Below are 24,595 nucleotides of genomic sequence, written 5' to 3'. Positions count from 1 at the left end.
CGGACGGCGGGGACGCGGAGGAACCGCCGTCCCGCAGGCAATTGGCGCAGGGAGGTCTTTGATGAATCGGATGATCGCGTTGTGTGTGTTGACCGGGATAGCAATGATGGCGACCGTGGCGGCCCAGAAGCCGGCCGCGCCTCCACTGGCGTCGGGCATCGATATCACGGCGCTCGACAAGTCCGTGCGCCCGCAGGACGATTTCTTCCGCTACGTCAACGGCGCCTGGCTCGACAGAACACCCATCCCCGCCGACAAACCCTCCTACGGCAGCTTCGAGGTGCTCTACGACAAGGCCCAGGACGACCTTCGCGCCATTGTCGAGGACGCCGGCAAGTCCGGCGGGGCGCCCGGTTCAGACGCCCGCAAGATCGGCGACTTCTACGCCAGCTTCATGAACGAAGCCAGGATCGAAACGCTCGGCGTCGCGCCGCTCACGGCCGAACTCGCCGCCATTGACGCGATCAAGACCAGGTCGGAACTCGCGAAAGCGTTCGCCCATATGTACGTGCTCGGGTGCGATACGCCGCTGGCCGCGTTCACCGAAGGCGACTTCAAGGATCCGAAGACGAACGCCGCGTTTGTCTATCAGAACGGCCTCGGCCTGCCCGATCGCGACTACTACACCAAGGAAGACGCGAAACTGGCCGAGTACCGGACCAAGTACGTCAGCTTCCTCGCCGCGATGCACAAGCTCGCGGGGCTTCCGGCGCCAGACGCCGCGGCCGCCGACATCATGGCGCTCGAGACCCACCTGGCGAAGAACCAGTGGACCAATGTCGAGACCCGCGACATGGTGAAGATGTACAACAAGGTGGCCATCGCCGATTTGGCCACCCAGTTCCCTGGCTTCGATTGGACCGCGTGGACCGCCGAGCTGAAGATCGCGTCGGCGCCGGCCCTCATCGTCGCGCAGCCAAGCTATGTGAAGGCGGTGGCGGCCGCCGTCAGCGAGTGGCCTGTCGATCGCTGGAAGCCGTATCTCAAGTCGTCGCTCGTCCGCGGCTACGCACCGTATCTGCCCACAGCGTTCGTCGACGCGCGCTTCGAGTTCTATGGCAAAACGCTCGCCGGCACACCCGAACAGCGGCCGCGCTGGAAGCGCGCCGTGCAGGCGATCGACGGCAATCTCGGCGAGATGCTCGGCAAGCTGTACGTCGAGCGCCATTTCCCGGCCTCGGCGAAAGCCCGGATGGAGCAGCTGGTTGCCAACCTCCGCCTGGCCTACAAGGACGGCATCAACCGCCTCGACTGGATGAGCTCAGAGACCAAGGCTGAGGCGCAGAAGAAGCTGGCGGCCTTCACGCCGAAGATCGGCTACCCGAACAAGTGGCGCGACTACTCGAAGGTCCAGATCGTCCGCGACGATCTGGTGGGCAACATGATGCGCGCGCAGGCAGCCGAACTGGCCTTCCAGCTCGCCAAGGTCGGCAAGCCCATCGATCCCGAAGAGTGGGGCATGACGCCGCAGACGATCAACGCCTACTACAACCCCGTCCGCAACGAGGTGGTGTTTCCGGCGGCGATTCTCCAGCCGCCGTTTTTCAACATGGCGGCTGATGATGCGGTGAACTACGGCGGGATCGGGGCCGTGATCGGCCACGAGATGGGGCATGGATTCGACGACCAGGGCCGGCGGTTCGACGGCACGGGCACGATGCGCGACTGGTGGACCGACAAGGACGCGTCGGAGTACCAGAAGCGGACCGCCCGCCTGGTGGCGCAGTTTTCCGCAATAGAGGTGCTGCCCGGCCTCAAGGTGAACGGCGAGTTGACGCTCGGCGAGAACATCGGGGATCTGACCGGGCTGACCATTGGCTATCGCGCCTATCAGATGTCGCTCGGCGGCAAGCCCGCGCCCGTCATCGACGGGCTGACCGGGGACCAGCGTTTCTTCATGGGCTGGGCCCAGGTGTGGCGGTCGAAGGAGCGCGACGATTCGCTGCGGCAGCAGGTGCTGTCGAACGTGCACTCACCGGGAAAGGTGCGGGGGTACGCGCCGCTCAGCAATGTGCCGGAGTTCTATGCCGCGTTCAACGTAAAGCCAGGCGACAAGCTGTATGTCGACCCGGCCCAGCGCGTGAAGATCTGGTAGGGGAGGCGTGGTCTCGCCACCGGCCTGAACCCTTGAGAGGGGGAACACGGAACTGGTGACGGGTCTGGTGATCGGCGCCGCCTGCGGCTGTCGCGTGTCTGTTCTGTGGCTTGGTGTCCTGTAGGGACAGGCCCGTCGTGTTCTTTAGCGAGGAATGATGGTCGCCAGGCCCGGCACGACGTTGAAGTGGCGAGCGTTGAACGTGGCGACCACACTGGTGCGTTCGATGGCCGTCGCGGCCACAATCATGTCGTAGGAGCCAACCATCTTGCCGGCGGCCTCGAGTTCCGCCCAGATTCGAGCGTGTTCGTACGCGGTGTGCTCCGTGTAGGGAACAATGGGCAACGGCGACAGGAATGTCTGCAGGTAATGCAGCCGCCTCGCCCTGTGGGGCCCCGTGGCCCTCTCCACGCCGTGCCAGAGTTCAGCGACCGTGATGGAGGCCACCTCAAACAGGTCGTCCGGCCGGCTCGCCAGCCACGTCCCTAGATCGAAGGTTCCCTTTTCGCCGCGGATGATGACATCTGCGTCCAGGATTATCGCCATTTGGCGCTCGGTGTCTTGAGGGATGTTTGTGCGGCTCGGAGATCGCGATGCCAGGCGCTGGCCTCGCGAGGCGAGAGGTCGGCGTGGGCCAGCGCGTCAGCCAGATCGCGGCCGGTGCAGCGCTTCTCAGCCTCCGGTGCGAGCCGGGCGACGGGCCTGCCATTTCTCAGCAGCACGAATGTGACGTTCTGGTAATGCGCACGGTTGACGCAGTCGGCAAAATTGCGGGCCGCCTCGGTCACCGTCATGGTCGTCTTTCTCATACAATCAGATTATCATATTTTGTCTGACCCGCACCGGGACCGATGGCTCTTGGGGCTGTCGAGCGACGTCTGGTGGCCGGGGTCAGCCCACGCGAGCGCGGGGTTCCGCTGCGCTACTTCGGTGCGATAGAGAACTGCGAGATCCTGTTGTCGGGCACCACGGTCACACAAGCCCGAGCCAGCGGCGCAATTCGTCGTCTACGGCGTCGAGTTCTCTGGCGTCGCACTCGCCACAGTCTGCGCGGATCGCGGCCCGTGGCACGCTGACGATCTTGTCGATCATGACCTGCGACACGCCTTTCAAACCTGGTCGCCTGCCCGGAGGCAGCGAGGCGGGACTGGCTCTCTGAAGTGATCTGTGCAAGGACGAAGGTCTTCAACGTGTAATACTATCGGCGACATTGGTCCTGTTCCGCTTGCTGTTCCGCCTGGAGACACGTCCATGACTCGAACGACTCGATTGATGCGCGCGGCGGGCGCCGCGCTGGTGTGCGCGTCGGTGTGTGCCGCGTCCGTGGTGATCGCGGCCCGACAGGCCGGCGGCGCGGCTGCGCCCGGACAGATCACGTCAGCGCCACGGCAGGCGGCGCCGGTCGCCCCGCGGCCCAAGCCCGTCCTGATGGCGGCGGTCGATCCCGCGCTGCTAAAGGGCCTGAACTACCGGCTCGTCGGTCCATCGCGCGGCGGCCGGGTGACGACGGTCACCGGCGTGCCGTCGCAGCCGAAGACGTTCTACATGGGCGTGGCGAGCGGAGGAGTGTTCCGCACGACCGATGGCGGCGGCACGTGGACGCCCATTTCTGATGGGCAGATTCCGCTTGGCTCAATCGGATCGATTGCGGTGGCCGACTCCAACCCCGACATCATCTACGTCGGGACCGGGTCGGATGGCGTACGCAGCAACGTGTCGACCGGCCGCGGCATCTACAAATCCATCGACGGCGGCAAGACGTGGGCGTTCGCGGGGCTCCGCGACGGCGGCCAGACGGGCGCCATTCGCATCCATCCGTCCAACCCGGACCACGTCATGGCGGCGATGACGGGCGACATCTTCAAGGCGAATTCCGAGCGGGGAGTCTTCAAGAGTGTCGACGGCGGCAAGACGTGGAAGAAGACGCTGTATCTCTCCGACGAGCTCGGCGCGATGGACGTGGAGTTCCAGCCCGGCAATCCGGGCGTTGTCTACGCGTGGATGTCGCGCCTCGAGCGCAAGCCGTGGACGATCATCAGCGGCAGCAGGGAAGGCGGGTTCTACAAGAGCACGAACGGCGGCGACTCGTTCACGAAGATCATGACGGGCCTGCCTGGCGAACTCATCGGCAAAGGCAATCTCGCGACGACCGCCGCGAATCCGAATCGCATCTATGCGCTGGTTGAAGCGAAGCCCGGCGGCGGCCTTTATCGATCGGATGACGCGGGCGAGACGTGGGCGCTTGTGAACGCGACACCGGCCCTGGTGCAGCGGCCGTTCTACTACACGACGCTAGGCGCCGATCAGCTGAACGCGGATGTCGTGTACGCCGGCGCGGAAGGGTTCTTCAAGTCGGTGGACGGCGGCAAGACGATGACCACGCTGCGCACGCCGCACGGCGACAACCACGACATCTGGGTCAGTCCCAAAGACGGCAGCATCATGATTCAGTCGAATGACGGCGGCGCCAACGTCTCGACCGACGGCGGGCGCACCTGGTCGACGCAGCAGAATCAGGTGACCGGCGAGTTCTACGCGGTGACGGCCGACAACGCCTTCCCGTACAAGATCTACGGCGCCCAGCAGGACGACAGCACCGTGATCCTGTCGAGCGTGGCGAATCCCTATAACCTGGCCGACTGGCGTGGCGGCCCGGGGTGCGAGACCGGCCCGATCTTCCCGCATCCGACCGATCCGAACACAATCTACGGGTCGTGCAAGGGTCAGTACGAAGTGATGGATGTGCGGACGGGGCAGAGCAGGAGCTACTGGATCGGCGGGCAGTCGCTCTATGGCAACGCCGGCAGCGAACTCATCCTGCGCTTCCAGCGCGTGTCGCCGATGAACACGTCGCCGTTCGATCCCAACGTCCTGTATTTCGGGTCGCAGTACCTGCATCGCACCCGCGACAAGGGCGTGACGTGGCAGAAGATCTCGCCGGATCTGACGGCGTTTCCGGCGTGCTGTCAGGGCCCGAGCGGCGAGCCCATCACGCGCGACGTGACGGGCGAAGAGTTCTACTCGACGCTCTATGCCATCAGCGAGTCGCCTCTCGAAAAGGGCGTCATCTGGACAGGATCGAACGACGGCCCGTTCAGTGTGACGCGGGATGACGGCAAGACGTGGGCGCGCGTGACGCCGAAGGAGCTGGCCGAGGGCGGGCGCGTCGCGTTCATCGATCCGTCACCGCACCGGCGCGGGTCGGCGTACTACGCGGTCTATCGGTACCTGCTCGGCGACTACGCGCCGTACATCTACAAGACCGACGACTACGGCAAGACGTGGCGGCGGCTCACCGACGGCAAGAACGGTATTCCCGCCGATACGCCGACGCGCGTGGTCCGCGAGGATCCGAACCGCGAGGGCCTGCTTTACGCCGGCACGGAATTCGGGATGTACATCTCGTTCGATGATGGGGCGCACTGGCAGGCGTTCTTCCAGAACATGCCGCAGATCCCGATCAACGACATCAGGATCCACAAGAAGGATCTGCTCGTGGCGACGCAGGGCCGGGCGTTCTGGATCATGGACAACCTGAGTGGGCTTCACCAGTTGACGCCGGCGGTCGCGAAGAACGCCGTCAAGCTGTTTGCGCCGCGCGACGCGTATCGCACGCAGGTGAGTCCAGCCACGCTGGGGCCGGTGTTCGAGTACTACCTGCCGTCAGTTCCTGCGGGGCCGGTGCAAGTCGATGTGCTCGATGCAAAGGGCGCTCTTGTGAACACCTACAGCAGCGATGCCCCGGTGGCTGGCGCTGGACGCGCTGGACGCGGCGGCCGAGGGGGACGCGGCCCTTCGACGGGCTCAGGGCAGGGCGGCCCGCCTTCGCCTGGGGCTTCGGCGGGGCAGGCTGGCGGGGCAGATCAGGCGCAGGCGGATCCCGACGCGGCGCCAGCCTCGTTTGGCCGCGGCGGCGGTGGCGTGCAGACGCGCGTGACCAAGGAGACCGGCATCAATCGCGTCGTGTGGAATGTTCAGAGCCGCGACGGCGCGACCATGCCGCCCGGGGCCTATCAGGTGAAGCTCACCGTCGGCGGCGCCTCGCAGACGCAGCCGTTCAAGGTCCTCATCGACCCGAACGTGGCGGCGTCGGGCGTCACAGTCGCCGATCTGACCGAGCAGTACCAACACGTGGTCACAATGCGCGCGTTTACCCAGCAGGTGACACAGTTGGTGACTCGCGTGCGTACAGCGCGTGATGCCGCGCGCAGCGGGCCGCCGGATCGGCTCGCCGCGATCGAGAAGATCTACTCGCAGCTGGTCATCTGGCCGGAGGGCGTGCGCTACGCCAGGCCTGGGCTGCAGGCGCACACGTCGTACCTGGCGGGTCTCGGCACGAGAACCGATCAGAAGGTGGGGCGCGACGCGTTCGAGCGTCTCGCCGTGCTGAAGAAGGACTACGCGCGCCTGAAGGCGGAAGCCGACAAGTTGCTCGGACAGTAGGCGCCGGCACCAGCCAGGAGATAACGGGCGCCTACCCGCCCAGCGCCTCTCTGACCTTGGCGCCGAGATCTTCGCGCGAGAACGGTTTCTGGATGAAGTACACCCCGTGGTCGAGCACACCGTGTTGGGTGACGACATCGGAGGTATAGCCCGACATGAACAGGCGCTGGATGTCGGGATAGACAGACAGGACGTGCGCGGCCAGGTCCCAGCCGTTCATCTCGGGCAGGACGACGTCGGTCAGGAGCAGATGAATCTGACCGGCGTAGTCTGTGGCCAGGCGGATGGCCTCGCCCGGCGACCGCGCGACCAGCACGGTATAGCCCTGCCGTTTGAGCATGAGCGTCGTCAGCTTCAGAAGCGCCGGCTCGTCTTCCACGACCAGGATCGTCTCGTCGCCGCGCAGGGCCGCCCCCTCGACCCCTTCGGTTTGAACCGGCTTGGCGTTGCTCCTGTCACGCGGCAGATAGATCGTGAACGTCGTCCCGCGGCCAGGTTTGCTTGAGACGTCGATGAAACCGTTGTTCTGCCTGACGGCGCCGTACACGGTGGCAAGGCCCAGCCCCGTGCCCTTGCCCACGGCCTTGGTGGTGAAGAACGGTTCAAACAGATGCGAAAGCGTGTCGGCGTCCATGCCGCAGCCGGTGTCGCTGACAGAGAACCGCACATACTCCCCGGGCGTCGAGCCCAGATGATTGGCGCAGTAGTCCGCGTCGAGCATGCTGTTTCTCGTCTCGATCGTGATGGTGCCGACGTCGGCGATCGCGTCGCGGGCGTTGACCGACAGGTTCGCCAGGATCTGGTCGATCTGGGAGGGATCCATCTTGATCGACCACAGATCCGCCCCCGGCTGCCAGGCGAGATTGATATCCTCGCCGATGAGCCGGCGCAGCATCGCGAGCATCCCCACCATCGTCTCGTTCAGGTCGAGGATCCTGGGCGCGACGGTCTGCTTGCGGGCAAACGCCAGGAGCCGCCGCGTGACGTCGGCGGAGCGGTTGGCCGCCGCGCGGATGCCCTCCAGGTCGGCCACGAGCGGATGCCCAGGGTCGACTTGCTCGATCGCCAGTTCGACATGCCCGAGGATCACGCCGAGCATGTTGTTGAAGTCGTGTGCCACGCCGCCTGCCAGCCGCCCCACCGCCTCCATCTTCTGGGCCTGGAGAAACTGCGCCTCCATCTTGTCGCGCGCTTCTTCAGCCTTCTTCAGATTGCGGAGCACGTCCTCGGATCGCTTCCGCCCGCTGATATCGCTGACGATGCCGATCGCCCCAACGACGTTGCCCTCATGGTCCTTGATCGCATCGGCTCGTTCGTAGGCTTCGAAAACACGCCCGCTCTTCGTGACCATCTCCAGCTCGCCGGCCCACGATCCGCCGTTCAGGATACTGTCGAACACGGCCCTGGCCACTGCCGGATCCTTGACGACCGCCGCCCCCCCTCCCGCGGCTTGCAACTCCTCGGCCGTGGCGTAGCCAAACAGATCGGACAGCGCTTTGTTCTGATAGAAGTGGCGCCCCTGCGCGTCCGAGATCCCGATAGCCTCACTCGTGGATTCGACGGCCTTCGTGACATACAGCAGCTGGCGTTCGACGCTCTGCCGCAGCGCCTCCGCGTCATTCGAACCTCTGGCGGCGCCGGGCGACGTTGGTCGGGGGCCGGGAGAGTCGGGTGACGCAGCGTCCTGAACTGGGAGGGCGTTCTTCATGATCATACGTACGGCCGCGGAGGCACTCGGCCTTTTGCGCATCGCTGCAGGCTTCGAGCCCGTTCTCTTCAGTCTACTCCGCGTTCGGTCCGGCCAGCGCCCGGACTGATGGCATCGGGGAGCCAACGCCTGTTTGTCGGCACGAAGGCTGCTGGAGGTTAGCGTGTGGCGGCGCGAGTTCACGATAGCGCGCCGTCTGCCCCGCGCATGCGGCAGGTCGGCGCCGATCGCGTCCACTCCTGGAGTTCAGTTCGCGTGCGACAGCACTTCCCGGACCTTGTCGGCGAGCGCGCTGACGGCGAACGGCTTCTGAAGGAAGTTGATCTCCTCGTCGAGTACCCCGTCGTCGGTGAGCGCATCCGCCGCGTAACCCGACACGAAGAGGCACCTGGATCCCGGCTTGAGCTTGTCCAATTGCTCTTTGAACTTGCGGCCGCTCATCTCGGGCATCACGACATCGGTGAGCAGCAGATGGATCGGCGCAGGGTGGTCCTCCGCCAGCGCCAGGCCCTCCGACGGCGTGCGGGCGGCCAGCACCGTGTACCCCAGACGCTGCAGGGCCGGCTTGACCAGATTCACAATGGCCTCTTCGTCCTCGAGGAGCAGAATCGTCTCGGTTCCTCCCGGTTCCTTCCTGTCCGCGACGCGGCCTTGTTCGACGACCTTGGTCTGGGATCGAGGAAGGTAGATGCTGACGGTCGTTCCCCGGCCCAGTTCGCTGCTGACATCGAGGTACCCGTTGTTCTGCTTCACGATGCCGTACACCGTGGCCAGTCCCAGGCCCGTTCCCTTCCCAATCGCCTTGGTCGTAAAGAACGGCTCGAAGATATGGCTCAGTATTTCCCCGTCCATGCCTGCGCCCGTGTCACCAATGGCCAGAAGCACGTACTGCCCGGGCTTACTGCCGATGTGCGACTTGCAGAACGTCGGGTCGAGTACGACGTTGGCCGTCCTGATTGTCACGTTTCCCACGCCCGCGATCGCGTCGCGCGCGTTGACCACCACGTTGACGAGGATCTGGTCGATCTGGCCCGGGTCCATCCGGACCGGCCAGATGCTGTCGGTGGGGAGCCAGGCCAGGTCGATGTTCTCGCCGATCAACCGCCCCAGCATCTTCAGCATGGCCGCGACCGTGACGTTCAGATCGACGCCCCTGGGACTGATGATCTGCTTGCGGGCAAAACCCAACAGGTGGCGCGTCAGATCCGCGGACCGATCGGCGGCCTCCTGGATCGTCTTGAGATCCTCACGAATCGGACTGTCGGCGTCGAGTCGCTCCAGCGTCAGTCCGACCTGGCCGATGATCACGGTGAGCATGTTGTTGAAATCGTGAGCCACGCCGCCGGCCAGACGTCCCACCGACTCCATCTTCCGCGCCTGGAGAAACTCCGCCTGCCACTTGCGGTTTTCTTCCTCCGCCCGTTTCTGGCTCGTGACATCCCGCCCGAAGGCCATTGCACCGATCACCACCTCATCCTCATAGAGCGGCACGCTATTGACCGCCAGCGTGAGTGTGCGTCCGTCCTTCGCCCGCACGTTCACCTCGTAACTGTGCGGTGTCCCCGCCAGTGTCGCGGCAAACAACTGCTGAACGATGGGCAGTTCTTCCGGCTGAAGCAGCAGCAGGAAGCTGCTCCCGATCAGTTCAGACTTCGTGTATCCGCTGAACTCCTCAGCGCGACGATTGCAGGACGTGAAGATCCCCTGCCTGTCCAGTGTCCAGATGGCATCGTGTGATGTTTCGATGATCGTGTGATACCGCTGCTCAGATCGGCGCGCCGCGTCTGCCGACGCCTGTTCCTCGCGCCAGTGCCGCGCCTCTTCTCTGACCTTCGCCTTGGATCGCTGGCTCCGGACGAGCAGCGTGGCTCCCCCGACGAATTCGAGAACGACCAGACCGAGAAGAAGCGTCAACGCGCCGCGAGAGTCTCCGGGCTGATGCTCCCCGGTCCCCTGTGCGCCCTCTTCCCGCAGGGAGAGCACAGGCCTCCCCGGCTGATCGCGGACCTCGAGCGCAGACGGGCGTCGAAGATCGAGGGCCGTGAACACGCCGGCCAACAGACCGACAACCATGAGCCCGAGGATCGCGACGGTGAGTTTCATGTTCGCACCTGGAACAATCGTTGCCCCTGCCTAGCCGGCTCAACCACAATTTGACAGAGCTAACGCGGCCCGCTCTGGCATTCCAAAGCACAAGCGATGCCAGATACGAGCCCGCGCCAATTCTCTGTGCAACTGCATAGGCAATTGGAGGTTAACGTCGCTTGCGACCGCTGATTTGAGCGGGCGACCTGGCCAAGGTCTTAACCACCCGGCCAAGATTCTGGCCGGTCGTCGAGCCCGCCGACCGCCGCGGCCGATCAGGGTTCTGTCTGTGGGGTTCGTTCTCCCATTCAGGTTCATGTCGATCCTGTAGAATCCTCCTGACTTGGTGGTGGCGTGAATCTCCTTCTACTTGTGCCCGGCGACATTCTCGATGATGGGACCGCCCTGTTGACAGGCCGGCGGCACGAGCACGCGCGCGAGGTGCTGCGCGTTCTGGCGGGTGAGACGCTGCGGGTCGGGATGCGTGGAGGGAAGTGCGGGACCGGGGAAGTGGTATCGGAGGGGCCGGAAGGTCTGCGCCTCAGGCCGACGTTCGATGCTGATCCGCCGCCGCGCGCAGGCGTCTCGATCGTGGTGGCCATCCCCAGGCCCAAAGCGCTCAGGCGAGTCATCCCCGCCGTCGCATCGCTCGGCGTCGATCGCATCGTGCTCGTCAACGCCGCGCGCGTCGAGAAGAGCTACTTCGACTCGAGAGTTCTCGACCCGGCGTATCTGGACAGCCTCATCGACCTCGGCCTGGAGCAGGCACGTGACACGCGTCCACCCCGGATCGAAATCCGCGAGCGGTTGCGGCCGTTCGTCGAGGACGAGCTCGACGAGTGGGCGGGCCGGTCCGTGCGCCTGGTGCCCCATCCAACCGCGAGTGCCGCGGTACCGCGCGTCGAAGCGGATCGGCCAGTGACGCTCGCCATCGGCCCAGACGGCGGCTGGGTCCCATTCGAGGTGGATCTGCTCGAGCGATGTGGATTTGCGCCCGTCTCGCTCGGGCCGCGCATCCTTCGCGTCGAAGTCGCCGTCGGCTACCTGCTCGGCAGGGTTCGGTAAGATTCTCAACGATAAGTTCCGAGGTCCAGCAGCATTACAAGCCTGCCCGATCTCCGATCCGGTAGAATCGTCGCGGAGGCACACCTTGCGGTGGTTCGCGTTCGGACCTCGTCGGAGGAGACGCGGCGCGTTTGCCGGCATTGAGCAGGTCGCGGTGCTGCTGTTTGTGCTGGCCGCCGGTCGGCTGCCAGCCGAGGCGCTGGACCCGGCGCGCGCACTGACGCAGTACCAGAACGACCGCTGGCAGACCGAGCAGGGACTTCCGCAGAGCACCGTCCAGGCGTTAGCCCAGACGCGGGATGGCTACCTCTGGGTGGGAACGCTCGAAGGCCTCGCCCGCTTCGACGGGATCCGCTTCACCGTTTTCGATGGCCGCACCACTCCCGAGCTCGGCTCGGGGTCGATTCTCGGCCTGATGCAGGACGCCGAGGGGAACCTCTGGATCGGCCGCTCTGGAGCCGCCGTCCGCTACAAGGATGGACGCTTCCAGATCGCCTTCTCCAAAGAACTGACCGCCGGCACCGCCGTCTGGTCGTTCTGCCAGGCGAAAGACGGCGCGGTGTGGGCGGCGACCAACAATGGCCTTGTCCGGTGGGAGAACGGCGCCACCCGGATCTTCCGGAAGGCCGACGGCCTGCCCACCGACAAGCTCCGATCGCTCGCGTTCGATCGGGACGGTGTCCTCTGGATCGGCACGACGGGTGGAGGACTGGTTTCGTATTCGGGCGGCCGGTTCGAAACGCTTCGTCCGGAGAACGGCTTTCCGCATGCCGAAGTCCGGGCCGTCCTCGCAGATCCGGAGGGAGGGATCTGGGCGGCGACCGCAGGCGGCGGGCTTGCGCGCGTTCTTCACGGCAGGATCACCACCTTTACGCTTGCCGATGGCCTCCCGACCAATCAACTCTCGGCCCTCGCGCTCGACGCGAAGGGCACGCTCTGGATCGGGACGTGGGGCTCTGGGCTCTGCCGGATGAGCGCGGGGCGTGTGTCCTGTCTCTCGTCGGCCGAGGGTCTCTCGGCGGACCAGGTGTGGTCTCTCCACGTCGATCGCGAGGGCAGCCTGTGGGTTGGGACCTGGGTCGGCGGCCTGAACCGATTGCGAGACAGACACTTCCTCGTCTTCGGCGTCCCCGAGGGGCTCTCGAGCGACAACACGCGCGCCGTTCTCCACGCACGCGACGGTGCGACATGGGTGGCGACCGCCGGCGGAGGCGTGAACCGCGTCGTTGGCGAAACGGTCACGACGTTCCGGATGAGGGACGGCCTGCCCAGCGATGAGGCCTCGTCGCTTTGCGAGGACCGGGACGGTTCCCTCTGGATCGGGACGTACACCTCGGGCCTCGCCCGGCTGAAGAGCGGACGGATTACCGCGTTCGGGATCCCCGAGGGCCTCTCTGGCACCGACGTTCGCGCCATTCATCAGGATCGCGCCGGGACGCTCTGGGTCGCGACGATGACTGGCCTCGCACGATTTGACGGGCGGGGCTTTGTCCCCGTGAAGGCCCAGGGGGTGTCGCTTGACGCGATCGTCTCGATTTTCGAAGATCGCGCCGGGACGCTCTGGTTCGGGACGTCCGGAGAGGGGCTCGTTCGGGTCCGCAACGGCGAGTTCGCCGCCCTGACGATGAAGGACGGCCTCGCGTCCAACAGAGTCCTGGCGTTTTACGAAGACGAGCGCGGAAGCCTGTGGATCGGGACAAGTGGAGGCGGGATCAACCGCCTTCGTGACGGCCGGTTTGTTGCCATCCGCGCCACGGACGGGCTCTGGGATGGCATCGCGCAGACGATCCTCGAGGACCGCACCGGAAATCTCTGGATGACGTGCAACCGCGGTTTCTTTCGCGTGTCACGACACGAGCTGGACGAATTCGCGGAGGGGCGGCTCGCCAGGGTGACATCGGTTGGCTATGGAGCCTCGGACGCGCTCCGGAGCACGACCTTCGCGGGAGGCCAGTCTCCGGCGGGCGCGACCGATTCCCGAGGGCGTCTGTGGCTTCCGAGCTACAAGGGGCTCGTCGTCGTCGATCCGTCGAAACTGCCGGAGTCGACGAATCCTCCGACCGTTCGCTTCGAGGAAGTTACGGCGAACGGGGTCGCGCTGGATCCTGGCCAGGCCGTCCTTCTCCCGCCCGGCGCTGGAACGCTCACGATCCGCTACACCGCGATGACGCTCGTTGATGCCGATCGCGTCCGGTTCCGCTGGCGGATGGACGGGCTTTCCGCCGACTGGGTGGACGCGGGGACCCGGCGTGAAGCGTTCTATCCGAGCCTTCCGCACGGCCGCTTTCTCTTCCGGGTGGCCGCGTCGGCAGATGGAAAGACGTGGGGCGAGGTGTCGGCGCCGCTTGCCGTCACGGTGCGGCCCTTCTTCTACCAGACCGCGTGGTTCCTGGCGCTCGCGGTTGCAGGGACGCTGACTGCCGCAGGAACGGTCTACAAGCTGCGGACCGTCCAACTCAGGCGACGTCAGCATGAGATGGAACGGATCGTCGCGGAGAAGACCGAGGAGTTGCGGCTTGCGAACGAAGGCCTCTCGCGCCTGTCGTTTCTGGACGCGCTCACGGGTCTTGCCAACAGGCGGCGCTTTGACGAGGCGCTCAATGACGAGTGGCGGCGTGCGGCGCGCTTCGGGACGTCTCTCGCTCTCGTGATGGCCGACGTCGACGCGTTCAAGGGCTACAACGATTCTCTGGGACACCAGGCAGGTGACCGGTGCCTCGCGGCGGTTGCCGGCGTGTTCCTGCGATCGGTCCGTCGCGCGGGCGAACTCCCCGCGCGATACGGCGGCGACGAGTTCGCGGTGATCCTGTCCGGCCTCGACCGGGCGGCGTCCGTGGAGGTGGCGGAGAGGATCCGGCGCGGCGTCGCGTCGCTCCCGATCCCGCACCCCGCCTCGCCGACAGCCTCGGTGGTCACCGTCAGCTTCGGCGTGGCCGCCTGCATGCCGTCGAGAGAGATCCCGATAGCCTCGCTCGTCACAGAGGCCGACGCCGCCCTGTACCGGGCCAAGCACGCCGGCCGGAACCGGACTGCCTGAGTCGGTGACGTCCAGCGTGTGACACGTCCGAGCAACGTTGTGCCGTCGAGGAATTGCAGGCTGCCGGCGAAGCCGTCCGCATCACACGCGCCCCTGGGAGACTACGCGATCTTGTTGCGCGCAAATCGCCGCACGAACGCGGCCGGCGGATTGTGCCCCGTCGCCAGGCCGTAGGCCTTTCCGTACAGCTCACGCGCTTTCGCGTCCAGTCCCTGCTTCTCGAACGTCATCGCGAGCAGGCACTGCATGAAGGGATCGTTCTGGTTGCCGGCCATCCCGACTGCCTTGGTCAATTCCGCCTCGGCTGTCTTCAGGTCGTTGGTATGGAGCGCCACGTACCCCACCAGATACGGGAAGAACCGTTCCTGCTGCTTGGCCATCTCCGGATCGCCGTCCAGCGCCGCCCGGGCCGCGGCAATCTGGCGCTGGGCCTCGATCTTGTCGCCCCGGCGCGCCGCGATGCGGCCGAGCGCGTGCGCGAGGCGGAACTGCCACAGGCTCTTCGCATGCGTCTGCGGGCTCGGCTCCTTCAGCCCCAGCCCGGCGCCGGTGCGGTACCAACGCTCGGCGGCAGCCAGGTCGCCCGCGTCGATGCAGACGCGCGCCGCCTCGTTGGCCACCTCGCCCTGCTGGTAGAACGCGTTCTGCGGCTCGGCCTGTTCGCGCGTCACCCAATACGCGATCACGAGTTGCTCGTGCTTCACCGTGTTGGCGCAGTCGCCGTCGAACGCAAACGACATGGCCATCGCGCGCTCGGCCGTTGCTTTGGCGGCCGGATCGGGAGCGGCGTCGATCACGCGCTGAAATACCACGCGCGCTTCAGACGTGCCCCCGAGCGTATCCAGCATGTTTGCGGCCCGGGCGGAGGCGGGGTTCGTCTCCAGCTCTTTCTTCACGGCCGCGATGGCGTCGGCGGTCTTGCCTTCGCGCATGAGCGCCGAAGCCTGTTGAAGGTTGGCCGAGAGCGGCGGCTGCCCTGTCTGTCCGCGCTGAGCAGCAGCGTTCAGCAGGGTGGCGGTGAGCAACATGGCCGCAACCAGCGCGGCCGCGAGCGCCAGAGAGTGGGTCGAAGATGTCTTCTGCATGACGCCGATTATCTCACGCAGGTCTGGTCAGAAATGTGGGAAAGCAGTCTGCGTAGGTGTGTCTTATGGCACATTCAGGAACCCCCGTAGCGCCATACGCTGGAGAGCATGGGGCCAACAGGGGTGCGCAGCAGTTATTGCCTTGTGCCGGTGCCGGCGACGCGCCCGCTCCCACCATCCGTTCTCAGCAGGAGGTTGACACATGATGATCAAGATCGCCATCGTGATCGGCAGCACGCGTCCGGGCCGCAAGGCCGAGGAGGTCGCCCGCTGGGTCTATGAGCATGCGGCGAAGCGCAGCGACGCGGAGTTCGAACTCGTGGACATCAAGAATTTCGACCTGCCGCTCCTGGATGAGGCGATGCCGCCTTCCATGGGGAAGTACGCCCAGCCGCACACCAAGGCGTGGGCTGCGAAGGTCGCGTCGTTCGACGCGTACGTGTTTGTGACGCCCGAGTACAACCACGGGCCGTCTGGCGCGCTCAAGAACGCGATCGACTACCTCTACCGTGAATGGAACAACAAGGCCGCCGGATTCGTGAGCTATGGTTCAGCTGGCGGCGTGCGCGCGGTTGAGCAGTTGCGGCTGGTGATCGGGGAGTTGCAGGTGGCCGATGTCCGGGCGCAGGTCGCGCTGTCGCTCGTCACCGACTTCGAAAACTTCAGCACGTTCAAGCCGGCGCCCACGCACGAGAAGTCCCTGAACGCGATGCTCAGCCAGGTGATTGCCTGGGGCGGGGCGCTGAAGACGCTACGGTAAGAGGGCCCGATGAACGCCGCTGACGTCGCGACGCCAGTGGGCCCCGGTGAGGTGCAGTTCGGCGAACGCCGCCGCTAGTCTCGTGCGATGTCGGTATCCCCCCCGCCGACGTACATGTCCACGTGCCCGCATCCCGGGCACACGTACATGTCGAACGACTGGTTGATCTCGAACATGGGCTTATGTTCCGTGAGCGCGCCCGCGTCGGCCGCCTGCCGGAACCACCTCGCGCCCAGGTAGCGCTGCGGGACCTCGCAGCGCAGGCACATTGGATTCCGGGCCGGAGGTTCGTCTCCGTCTTCCGGCTGGACGACTGCCTCTTCCGGCGCGAGGAATCTCGCCTGATCGACCGGGTCTTCGAGGCCGCGCCGCCGCAGTTCGTCGCGGATCGCGCGCTGTCCCTCTTCTTCGTATGTGTCCAGTTCTCCCGCGGCGACCAGCAGGTCGTCGTCGCTCTTCTCGCGCCAGATCTGTTCGACGTCGGTCATGCCGCGCCTCTTGCCCTCTCTTCGGCGGGCCGGTTCGACAAGACGGCTACTTCTTCTTCGGCACCACCAACGTCGACTGCGAGGTGACGACCTGCCAGCGGCCGTCCCTCTTCACGAACACATCCGTGAACCGATACGCGCCGTTCGAGGCCTTTCCAACGACCGTGGCCTTGATAGTGTTGAGTCCAGTGACGACGGCGGTGTCGCCGTACACGTGCACCTTCAGGTCTGAGAAGAGAAAGGACTCCACTTTCGTCGTTGCTGCCGTGGTATTGGCGATGTCCTGCGTCTTGGAGAACGTTACGCCCTCGGGATCCGTGAACAGGTACTCATCAGCGAACAGCTTCTGCAGGAACGCGGCGTCCTTCTTCTGCCAGGCCGTGCTCCAGTCGTGTTCGAGCTTGATGATCTCACGATCGACCGCGCTCGGCGCCTGCGCAAAGGCGGGTGAGACGGTGAGCAACGCGACGACGATGAGCAGCAGGTTTCGGAACATGGCAGCCCTCCAGATGTTGGACCCGTCGTGAACGGAACTGTGCGTTTCCGGGCATTGTCGCCGGTGCGCAGGGTTAAGGCAAGCACGGATTTCATGTGCACGGATTTCATGGGCCCCTGGCCGGGGCGGGCGGGGCACGTGGACGATGAAGCTCACGCCGAAGGCCGAAGGGATCGCTCCCTTCAGCGATACCGCGAGCTGGGTGGTGGTTGCCTCGCGTCAGGCGGACGGGTCGTGGAAATGGGACTGGGTCGTTCCCAACAGCAGCCAGCCGATGCCCGGGGCCGCCGCGACCGGCGAGGACGAGCAGGCGCTCTTCCAACTCGAACAGCAGTGGAACGCGGCCGGTCCCGCCAGGGACACCGCGGTGGTCGAGAAGTTTCTCGCCAACGAATTCGTCTCCAATGTCGAGGGCCGGCATCAGAACAAGACGCAGTACCTCGCGGAGATGAAAGCCAATCCCGCCAAGATCGAATCGGGGGGCCCCAGCGGCACCGCTCACTTCAGCTGCTGGTTGGCACGCGGGCGACGCGCGACAGGACGACCGGGAAGCTGCCAAGCGGGGTCCACCCGAGGGACGGATCGGTCGGGTCTGGACAGGTGAACTCGCTCGAGCACGGGGCGAAATCGAAGTCCAGCGTCCCAACCAACTTCGAACTGCTCCCGTCGTAGCGGAGAGTTGACCTTCCGCGAGCGAAACCGATCACCACGCTGGTGACAGGATCGAACATCAGCCCGATCGCCGTGGTGCCGAATCTGTTGTGACCTGTCCTCTCCCACACTCCGTTGTAAGGTCCGAACTTCATCGGAGCCATCACGAAGCCGCCGAACAGCGTCGCGTCAGAGTCGGTCGCCGTCCCGTCGGCGTTTGTGACCATCCCGGGCGGCTCGTGACACGCGACCAGTTGCGGGCCGACGCCATCGTCGAAGGCACTGTCCTCCACGCCCGGTCCCATCACGCTCGGCTTTGTCGGCCACCTGTACGGCCGGACGGGCCGCAGCGCGGAAGCGCACGCGCTTATCGAGCGCCTGACGACCGGCGATGCGGCGAGCCACGTGCCCATCAGGAACATCGTCTCCATCTACGCCAGGCTCGGCGACGCGGACCGCGCCTTCGAGTGGCTCGAGCGCGGGCTGGGCACGCGCGACGCCGGGTTGCTGGCGCTGCGCGTTTCGCCGCCGTTCGAGCCGCTCCGGAGCGACCCCCGATTCGACCGGCTGGCCGCGCGGATCGGCCTGCGGTCCACTGCCAGATCTTCCGGCTGCGAGCCCGTCGTGGAAGTCGCGACGTAGTGTGCGCCGCACACGGCGAATTGTCCGTGACAATCCTCCGAGTGCGTCCATAATGGGCGAACACCACCATCGACTTCGCGCAAATACAGATAGGGAGAGCTGAATGCTGTTGACTGCAGTCTCGCTACGGCGCCTCGGCGCTGCGCTCGCCTTGGGCGTGTCGGTCACCGCGGCGGCTGCTCAGAATTCCGACTACGCGGCGCGCGTCGCGCGCGTGCTCGCCGCGACGCCGCTCATCGACGGCCACAACGACCTGGCGGAGAACCTGCGAGGGCGCTTCAAGGGCGACTTCGCCGCATTCGATCTCGCGGCCGATACCGCGAAGCTCCCTGCACCGGCCGGCGCGCTGCCGTTGATGACGGACATCCCGCGCCTGCGCGCGGGCCATGTCGGCGGCCAGTTCTGGTCGGTCTGGGTCTCGCCGGCGCTCCCGGGACTCGAGGCCGTGCAGGCCGGCATCGAGCAGATCGACCTGGTCAAGCGCCTCGCCGCGCGTTATCCGAACGATCTGGAGATGGCGTACACGGCGGCGGACATCCGCCGGATTCACCACGCCGGCAAGGTCGCGTCGCTCATCGGCATCGAGGGCGGCCACCAGATCAACAACTCGCTCGCGGTGCTGCGGCAGCTGTACGCGCTCGGCGGCCGTTACATGACGCTGACGCATTCGTTGAACAACGACTGGGCGGACGCCGCCACCGACACGCCGGCCCACAACGGCCTGACGCCCTTCGGCCGCGAGGTGGTCCGGGAAATGAACCGCCTCGGCATGCTCGTCGACCTGAGTCACGTCTCGCCTGCGGCCATGCAACAGGCGCTCGGGGTCACCGAGGCGCCGGTGATCTTTTCGCATTCTTCGGCGCGAGCGCTCGACGATCACCCGCGCAACGTGTCGGACGACGTGCTCGCGCTGGTCGGCGCGAACCGCGGCGTCGTCATGGTGAACTTCTACGCCGCCTACGTGTCGGACGCCTACCGCCGATGGGATGCCGACCACCAGGCCGAGAAAGTCCGTTACAACAGTCCGCCGTTCGGCGGTCTCTACATCGGCCAGCCGGAACGGGCCAGGGCGGCGCTTGAAACGTGGGAGCGCACGCATCCGGCGCCAGCCGCGACGCTCGCCCAGGTGGCCGACCACATCGAGCACATCCGCAAGGTCGCCGGCATCGACCACGTCGGCATCGGCTCCGACTTCGATGGCATCGAGGCGACGCCGGTCGGCCTCGAGGGCGTCGACAAGTTCCCGGCACTGCTCGCCGAGCTCATGCGCCGCGGCTGGTCGGATGCCGACGTCGCCAAAGTCGCCGGCGAGAATCTGCTGCGCGTATTCGCGGAGGCGGAAGCGGTCGCCGCCCGCCTCGCCGCGCGCCCAGCCTCGGGCGCGACGATCGCCGCGCTCGATCACCCGCCCGGGGCGCGCTAGCGACACGCACGGGGGCCCGAGCATCTCTGGCGCTCTGCGCCTCCGGCGAGCGGAACTCATCGCGTTCGACGATGATCCGGAAAGTGCTGCAGTCGGTCGCCATCGGTCACGAATCACTGAAGAGAAAAGTTGACCGTGGTCGTCAGGCGCACGGCTGCGGGCGTGCCGGCCACCAGCGCCGGTGTAAACTCCCACTGCGCCACCGAATCGATCGCGGCCTGATCGAGCAGCGGCACCGACCTGAGCACGCGCAGGCATCTGACGCGGCCATCGACCGCGATGACCGCTTCCATCACGACGGTTCCGGTGACGCGCGCCTTCTGGGCGAGCGGCGGATAGGTCGGGTTCACATGCTTGATCTTCCGCGGCGGCTCGATGCGGCCGAGATTCGCGCCCATCGGGGCCCAGCCCATCGGGAGCGCATCGGTGAAGCATGCGGCCTCCTGCGTGATCGCCGCCCGCGCGCGGACCAGGGCGATTTCCGCACTCACTAACTCGCCGCGGTCGGCGTAAAACCTGGCCAGGTCGAGGTCGTCGGTCGGCAGGGGCGCGCGGCGGAAGGTAAAGGGCAGCACGAGCGTCGCCGCCACTTCGGCGGGTGCCCCATTGAGGGTCGAAGGGGCGAACCGCCACTGACGGACCGCGTCGAGCGAGACTCGATCGAGCGCTGGAATCGAGCGCGCGATACGCGCGTTGCGGACCTTGCCGGTCCTGTCGATCACGGCGTCGATGATTACGACGCCCCTGATGCCCTGCTGGGCCGCCTCGAGCGGATAGGTGGGTTGCGATCGTTTAACGATCGCCGGGAATGGCACGTCCCTCCCCGCGCGCGGCAGTTGTTCTCTGGCTCCGGCTGCCGGCTGGGTGCCCTCTGCCGCCCGCGCCGCGCGAACGCGATCGATCGTGTCCGACAACTCCTGTTCGGCATCCGCGAGACGGTTATTCGCGTAGTGCTGGCGCGCCAGTTCGAGATGGCTGATGGCCGCCTGGATGTCCGCCCTGTCTGCAACTGATGGCGGCGCCGCCGCCGCATTCTGCGACTGTCCGCCCACAGGTATGGCGATCGCGACCAACAGCGCGAGGGTGACGAGGATTCGAACGGGGCTGGCCATGTGGCTCTCCATCTCCCGGGGGCGGGATCGCACCGGACACGGGGCCAATTGTGGCCGCAGCGGATGCGTTGTTCAAGCGCATTCACGCGTGGCGCAATCACGTGCGACCAACGGACGTCACGTTGGCGAAGGCATCGTCGCCTACTTGCGCGCGCTGCTGATCGCGGTGATCGCTCTCGTCATGGCTCTCGTCATGGCGGCGTATGTGAATCGCGAACACTCCAGCGCGTAGAATCAGGCAAACGAGTTCTGGATGTCGACGGGTGTGCGCCGACTGTGCCTGGCGGGCGGGGCGGCTCTTCCGAACGCCGCCCACGGTGTCTGAGAGCGGGTGTGTTAACCTCGCGCAGCGGCACGCGAGTGGAGGCGCCTCTCGTGCTTCCTATAGTCTACGGCCGGCGCCAAGCCGATGGAGGAGCGCATGAACTTCCCGCTTTGCGGACTCGTATTGCTGGCAGCCACGGCGTCACTGCAGGATGGCGCCGTGCCCGTTGAGAACGAGCCGGTGCACAAGACGGCCTTCAAGAACGAGTATGTGCAGGCGTTTCGCGTGATGGTCGAGCCCGGCAAGGCCACACTCATGCACACGCACGCTCATGATGATGCCGCGGTCCGGCTGAACACCGCAGTCATCGCGGTGGACATCCCTGGCCAACCGGTTGGTCCGCGCGAATACGTCCGGCCCGGCCTCATCTCGACGCGAGACAACGAGGACAAGCCGTACACGCATCGCGTTCACAACGTTGGCACCACCGTGTTCGACGTGATCGACCTCCAGGTTCTCAAGCGGCCGCCCGGTCCCGAAGTCCCCGCGATCGCCGTGCCCGCGGCTGAGAACGCGAGGATGCGTGTGTATCGCTACGAACTCGCGCCAGGTGCGTCAAGCGTGCAGCACAGCCACGCGCGGCCGTACATGCTCATCGCCGCCACCGATGTTGACCTCCGGATGACGGCGCCCGGCGGGGCATCCAGCCAACACCCGGTCAAGGCCGGCGACATGCACTGGGTCGACTCGGCGGTCACGCACACGCTCGTGAATCGCGGGACGAAGAACGCCATCCTGGTGGAAATCGAGATCAAGTAGTGCGCGCCGGAGGACGCGTGCCTGGGGGCGACCGTGAGGGGAGCCGCCCTGGCGTGCTGGACAAGCTGCGGTTCTACGTGCCGTTTGCGTGGCGATTCGCGATCCTGCGGCGGCCGGCGCCGCTCATCTACGGCATCGCGCTGACCGATCGCTGCAACCTGTCGTGTCGAGGATGCCGCGTTTCCAATACGGGCCGCCCCGACATGAGCTGGGCCCAGATCGTCCGGGCATTGAAGGGCGCCTGGGCACGCGGATTCCGCGACGTGTACCTGTCAGGCGGGGAACCGACGCTCTGGCAGGACGGGAAGCGCACGATGGAGGACGTCGTCACCGCAGCCCGGCGCCTGGGCTTCTTCCACGTGCACGTGTATACCAACGGGATGGCCGGCATCAGGACGTCGGCCGACGTGGTCTGGGTGAGCATGGATGGTCTGCCGGGGGTCTTCGACACGCGGCGCGGGCCCGTGTTCTGCGACGTCGAACGCGCCGTGCGCGACGGAGGCCATCCGAGGGTGGCGGTGATCTGTGTCATCGATCGCCGCACCGCCGTCGGCGTCGAACCGTTCCTCCGGTGGGTGCGGGACACGGCGTTTCCAGTGCTCGGAGTCATGTTCTACTTCCACACGCCGTACTACGGCCGCGACGACCTGTTCCTGGACGCCGCCGAACGCGCGCCCGTCATCGCGCAACTGCTGGCGCATGTCCGGGCCGGGTTGCCCGTCCTGAATTCGCGCGCCGGACTGCGGGCGCTGGCGTCGGGTCGATGGCCCCGGCGTCTGCCGGTGGCGTACGTGGCCGACGTCGATGGCGAGTCCGTCTGCTGCCGTGCGTCGGCGCTGGCCGGCGATGTGTGCGCCGACTGCGGCTACGCCGCGTGCACCGAGTTGGCCGAGGCGCGGCGTCTGCGGCCCAGTGCCCTGATTGGGCTGGCGAGGTACTGGTGATCGCCCGGACCGACGCGTGGCGGCGGCTCGCGACGGGACTGGTCCGGCGCTGCCTCGTTGGCCGGGGGCACCGGTGGGAATTCCACGCGCCCCTGCCCGGCTGGGTGCCGCCCCCGGTGGACCGGACCTCGTTGTACCTGCACGTGCCGTTCTGCCGGCATGCGTGCCCCTACTGTCCGTATACGAAGTTCCCGCACGACGACGCGCTCGTCAGGGCCTACACGCGCGCGGCTGTCGCCGAGGTCGATTGGTGGGCTCGAGCGGTGGGACGCTGCGAGGTTACGAGCATCTACGTCGGCGGCGGCACGCCGACGCTGGCGCTGGACAGCGTGGACGCGGTCCTCGACCAGGCACGCCTGCGCTTCCGCCTGACGGGCGACATCGCCATCGAGACCAATCCGGCAGATATCGACGCCGCCAGCGTCGCCCGGCTGCACGACATGGGCGTGGGGCTCGTGTCGCTCGGCGTGCAATCGTTCCACGCGGCACACCTCAGGTCCATCGGCCGGGCGTACGCGCCGGTGGTCGCCGAGCGCGCGCTCGCACTCCTGGCCTCGCGCGGGTTCGCGTCGGTGAACGTGGACCTCATGTTCGCCTTGCCCGGCCAGACGACTGCCGGGCTCCTGGCCGACCTGGACCGTGCCGCGCAGCTCGGTGCCAGTCAGATCACGGCGTACCCGCTCTTCACCTTCCCCTACACGGCCGTGGGCGCGTACCTCGATTTGAAGGCGGTCCGGCTGCCCGACTGGCGGACGCGCCGCGCGCAGTACCGCGCCATCTGTCGGTGGAGCGCCGCGAACGGGTTCGATCGCGTGTCGGTGTGGGGATTCCGAAAGGGGACGGCGCCGCGATACTCGTCGGTGACGCGGACCGGATACATCGGCATCGGGCCCGGCGCCGGTTCGCACCTGCCCGACGGATTCGCATTCAACACGTTCGACCTCGACACCTGGACCAGCGCCGCGACGAAAGGGGCGGGCGCCGTGGCGCTTCGCATGCCGTTCTCACGGGCGTTCGCGGGCTGGTGGTGGTTGTACTGGAGGCTCTACGACACGCGGATTCCATTGGACCAGATGGATGTCGCGCTGGGGCCCGACGCGCCGCGGGTGCGGCGGTGGCTGCGTGTCGCCGAACGGGCGGGACTCGCGACTCGCCGTGATGGCACCGTCACGCTCACCGACCGCGGCGCCTTCTGGCTGCACCTCGCCCAGAACTACTTCGCCCTCGACTGCGTGAACACGGTCTGGACCGCGGCGCGCCGACAGCCGTGGCCCGCCGACGTGGTCTTGTGACGAACGGGCTGGCGGAGCGTCGCGGCCGAGGTTGCCGGGACCCGCTAACCTTGATGCGTCAATCGTGAGTGCGCGCGCAACGGAGCGGCCCACGCCCTGATTACTTACTTTTCTATTGAAAAAGGCCTTCCGCTGAGGGTAGAAGGAGATACCACTCAACCCTCAACCCCGCAACGAAAGGCCAC

The 24,595-nt window shown here is 66.3% G+C and carries 20 protein-coding genes; 12 read left to right on the top strand and 8 right to left on the bottom strand.

Annotated features, from left to right (window positions below; all coding sequences use genetic code 11):
- Positions 1-61: 61 nt before the first annotated feature.
- Positions 62-2,095: a hypothetical protein gene (locus tag NTV05_16470; GenBank protein MCX6545991.1), complete on the top strand. Its 2,034-nt coding sequence runs from the start codon at positions 62-64 to the stop codon at positions 2,093-2,095.
- Between the two features lie 144 nt (positions 2,096-2,239).
- Here the strand turns inward: NTV05_16470 and NTV05_16465 are convergent, their stop codons facing one another.
- Together NTV05_16465 and NTV05_16460 are read right to left on the bottom strand one after the other, a co-directional pair.
- Positions 2,240-2,641 (bottom strand): PIN domain-containing protein, encoded by a 402-nt coding sequence (locus tag NTV05_16465; protein ID MCX6545990.1) that lies wholly within the window; start codon positions 2,639-2,641, stop codon positions 2,240-2,242.
- The gene (locus NTV05_16460; GenBank protein ID MCX6545989.1) at positions 2,632-2,904 is read right to left on the bottom strand and encodes a hypothetical protein; all 273 of its coding nucleotides are present in this window, start codon (positions 2,902-2,904) and stop codon (positions 2,632-2,634) included. Before NTV05_16460 ends, NTV05_16465 begins: the two co-directional genes overlap by 10 nt.
- A gap of 442 nt (positions 2,905-3,346) precedes the next feature.
- On the opposite strand from NTV05_16460, the gene NTV05_16455 reads away from it, so the two are divergent.
- A complete protein-coding gene (locus tag NTV05_16455; GenBank protein ID MCX6545988.1) occupies positions 3,347-6,538 on the top strand; it encodes a hypothetical protein in 3,192 nt (1,063 codons plus the stop codon).
- A gap of 31 nt (positions 6,539-6,569) precedes the next feature.
- Here NTV05_16455 and NTV05_16450 read toward each other — a convergent pair whose 3' ends face one another.
- On the bottom strand, positions 6,570-8,246 hold the full coding sequence (locus NTV05_16450; protein ID MCX6545987.1) for an ATP-binding protein: 1,677 nt from the start codon (positions 8,244-8,246) through the stop codon (positions 6,570-6,572).
- A gap of 246 nt (positions 8,247-8,492) precedes the next feature.
- A complete protein-coding gene (locus tag NTV05_16445) occupies positions 8,493-10,349 on the bottom strand; it encodes a PAS domain S-box protein (protein MCX6545986.1) in 1,857 nt (618 codons plus the stop codon).
- A gap of 336 nt (positions 10,350-10,685) precedes the next feature.
- On the opposite strand from NTV05_16445, the gene NTV05_16440 reads away from it, so the two are divergent.
- Together NTV05_16440 and NTV05_16435 are read left to right on the top strand one after the other, a co-directional pair.
- Positions 10,686-11,396, top strand: coding sequence for a 16S rRNA (uracil(1498)-N(3))-methyltransferase (locus NTV05_16440; protein MCX6545985.1), 711 nt, complete (start codon positions 10,686-10,688; stop codon positions 11,394-11,396).
- Positions 11,397-11,481: 85 nt separating this feature from the next.
- On the top strand, positions 11,482-14,433 hold the full coding sequence (locus tag NTV05_16435; protein ID MCX6545984.1) for a diguanylate cyclase: 2,952 nt from the start codon (positions 11,482-11,484) through the stop codon (positions 14,431-14,433).
- Positions 14,434-14,534: 101 nt separating this feature from the next.
- Here NTV05_16435 and NTV05_16430 read toward each other — a convergent pair whose 3' ends face one another.
- Entirely contained in the window at positions 14,535-15,518 is a 984-nt protein-coding gene (locus NTV05_16430) for a hypothetical protein (protein ID MCX6545983.1), read from the bottom strand.
- A gap of 205 nt (positions 15,519-15,723) precedes the next feature.
- On the opposite strand from NTV05_16430, the gene NTV05_16425 reads away from it, so the two are divergent.
- Complete coding sequence (locus tag NTV05_16425; protein MCX6545982.1) at positions 15,724-16,278, top strand: NAD(P)H-dependent oxidoreductase; 555 nt, start codon at positions 15,724-15,726, stop codon at positions 16,276-16,278.
- A 74-nt stretch (positions 16,279-16,352) separates the two neighbouring features.
- On the opposite strand, the gene NTV05_16420 is transcribed toward NTV05_16425, so the two are convergent.
- Entirely contained in the window at positions 16,353-16,766 is a 414-nt protein-coding gene (locus tag NTV05_16420) for a hypothetical protein (protein ID MCX6545981.1), read from the bottom strand.
- 46 nt (positions 16,767-16,812) lie between these two features.
- A complete protein-coding gene (locus NTV05_16415) occupies positions 16,813-17,262 on the bottom strand; it encodes a nuclear transport factor 2 family protein (GenBank protein ID MCX6545980.1) in 450 nt (149 codons plus the stop codon).
- 145 nt (positions 17,263-17,407) lie between these two features.
- On the opposite strand from NTV05_16415, the gene NTV05_16410 reads away from it, so the two are divergent.
- The 3 genes from NTV05_16410 (at position 17,408) to NTV05_16400 (ending at position 19,978) form a co-directional block, all read left to right on the top strand.
- Positions 17,408-17,866 (top strand): hypothetical protein, encoded by a 459-nt coding sequence (locus tag NTV05_16410; protein MCX6545979.1) that lies wholly within the window; start codon positions 17,408-17,410, stop codon positions 17,864-17,866.
- 452 nt (positions 17,867-18,318) lie between these two features.
- Complete coding sequence (locus NTV05_16405; GenBank protein MCX6545978.1) at positions 18,319-18,555, top strand: hypothetical protein; 237 nt, start codon at positions 18,319-18,321, stop codon at positions 18,553-18,555.
- A gap of 103 nt (positions 18,556-18,658) precedes the next feature.
- Positions 18,659-19,978 carry a dipeptidase gene (locus NTV05_16400; protein ID MCX6545977.1) on the top strand — a complete coding sequence of 440 codons (1,320 nt, stop codon included), beginning with the start codon at positions 18,659-18,661 and terminating at the stop codon, positions 19,976-19,978.
- A 113-nt stretch (positions 19,979-20,091) separates the two neighbouring features.
- On the opposite strand, the gene NTV05_16395 is transcribed toward NTV05_16400, so the two are convergent.
- Positions 20,092-21,090, bottom strand: coding sequence for an energy transducer TonB (locus NTV05_16395; protein ID MCX6545976.1), 999 nt, complete (start codon positions 21,088-21,090; stop codon positions 20,092-20,094).
- Between the two features lie 88 nt (positions 21,091-21,178).
- Here NTV05_16395 and NTV05_16390 point away from each other — a divergent pair, with 88 nt between their 5' ends.
- The 4 genes from NTV05_16390 to NTV05_16375 all read left to right on the top strand — a co-directional run bounded on the left by NTV05_16390 (position 21,179) and on the right by NTV05_16375 (position 24,410).
- Positions 21,179-21,322, top strand: a complete 144-nt coding sequence (locus NTV05_16390) for a hypothetical protein (GenBank protein MCX6545975.1) — start codon at positions 21,179-21,181, stop codon at positions 21,320-21,322.
- Positions 21,323-21,511: 189 nt separating this feature from the next.
- Positions 21,512-22,174, top strand: a complete 663-nt coding sequence (locus NTV05_16385; GenBank protein ID MCX6545974.1) for a hypothetical protein — start codon at positions 21,512-21,514, stop codon at positions 22,172-22,174.
- A 53-nt stretch (positions 22,175-22,227) separates the two neighbouring features.
- Entirely contained in the window at positions 22,228-23,118 is an 891-nt protein-coding gene (locus NTV05_16380; GenBank protein ID MCX6545973.1) for a radical SAM protein, read from the top strand.
- The gene (locus tag NTV05_16375; GenBank protein MCX6545972.1) at positions 23,115-24,410 is read left to right on the top strand and encodes a radical SAM protein; all 1,296 of its coding nucleotides are present in this window, start codon (positions 23,115-23,117) and stop codon (positions 24,408-24,410) included. Before NTV05_16380 ends, NTV05_16375 begins: the two co-directional genes overlap by 4 nt.
- Positions 24,411-24,595 lie beyond the last annotated feature (185 nt).

Source organism: Acidobacteriota bacterium, assembly GCA_026393755.1.
Classification (GTDB): Bacteria; Acidobacteriota; Vicinamibacteria; order Vicinamibacterales; family JAKQTR01; genus JBAXOX01.
This window is presented reverse-complemented; position numbering and strand designations above follow the sequence as displayed.

Bases quoted from the DNA above. Each gene is read 5' to 3' on its own strand.
- NTV05_16470 (MCX6545991.1), top strand. From the start codon at position 62: ATGAATCGGATGATCGCGTTGTGTGTGTTGACCGGGATAGCAATGATG.
- NTV05_16465 (MCX6545990.1), bottom strand. From the start codon at position 2,641: ATGGCGATAATCCTGGACGCAGATGTCATCATCCGCGGCGAAAAGGGA.
- NTV05_16460 (MCX6545989.1), bottom strand. From the start codon at position 2,904: ATGAGAAAGACGACCATGACGGTGACCGAGGCGGCCCGCAATTTTGCC.
- NTV05_16455 (MCX6545988.1), top strand. From the start codon at position 3,347: ATGACTCGAACGACTCGATTGATGCGCGCGGCGGGCGCCGCGCTGGTG.
- NTV05_16450 (MCX6545987.1), bottom strand. From the start codon at position 8,246: ATGAAGAACGCCCTCCCAGTTCAGGACGCTGCGTCACCCGACTCTCCC.
- NTV05_16445 (MCX6545986.1), bottom strand. From the start codon at position 10,349: ATGAAACTCACCGTCGCGATCCTCGGGCTCATGGTTGTCGGTCTGTTG.
- NTV05_16430 (MCX6545983.1), bottom strand. From the start codon at position 15,518: ATGCAGAAGACATCTTCGACCCACTCTCTGGCGCTCGCGGCCGCGCTG.
- NTV05_16425 (MCX6545982.1), top strand. From the start codon at position 15,724: ATGATCAAGATCGCCATCGTGATCGGCAGCACGCGTCCGGGCCGCAAG.
- NTV05_16420 (MCX6545981.1), bottom strand. From the start codon at position 16,766: ATGACCGACGTCGAACAGATCTGGCGCGAGAAGAGCGACGACGACCTG.
- NTV05_16415 (MCX6545980.1), bottom strand. From the start codon at position 17,262: ATGTTCCGAAACCTGCTGCTCATCGTCGTCGCGTTGCTCACCGTCTCA.
- NTV05_16410 (MCX6545979.1), top strand. From the start codon at position 17,408: ATGAAGCTCACGCCGAAGGCCGAAGGGATCGCTCCCTTCAGCGATACC.
- NTV05_16400 (MCX6545977.1), top strand. From the start codon at position 18,659: ATGCTGTTGACTGCAGTCTCGCTACGGCGCCTCGGCGCTGCGCTCGCC.
- NTV05_16395 (MCX6545976.1), bottom strand. From the start codon at position 21,090: ATGGCCAGCCCCGTTCGAATCCTCGTCACCCTCGCGCTGTTGGTCGCG.
- NTV05_16385 (MCX6545974.1), top strand. From the start codon at position 21,512: ATGAACTTCCCGCTTTGCGGACTCGTATTGCTGGCAGCCACGGCGTCA.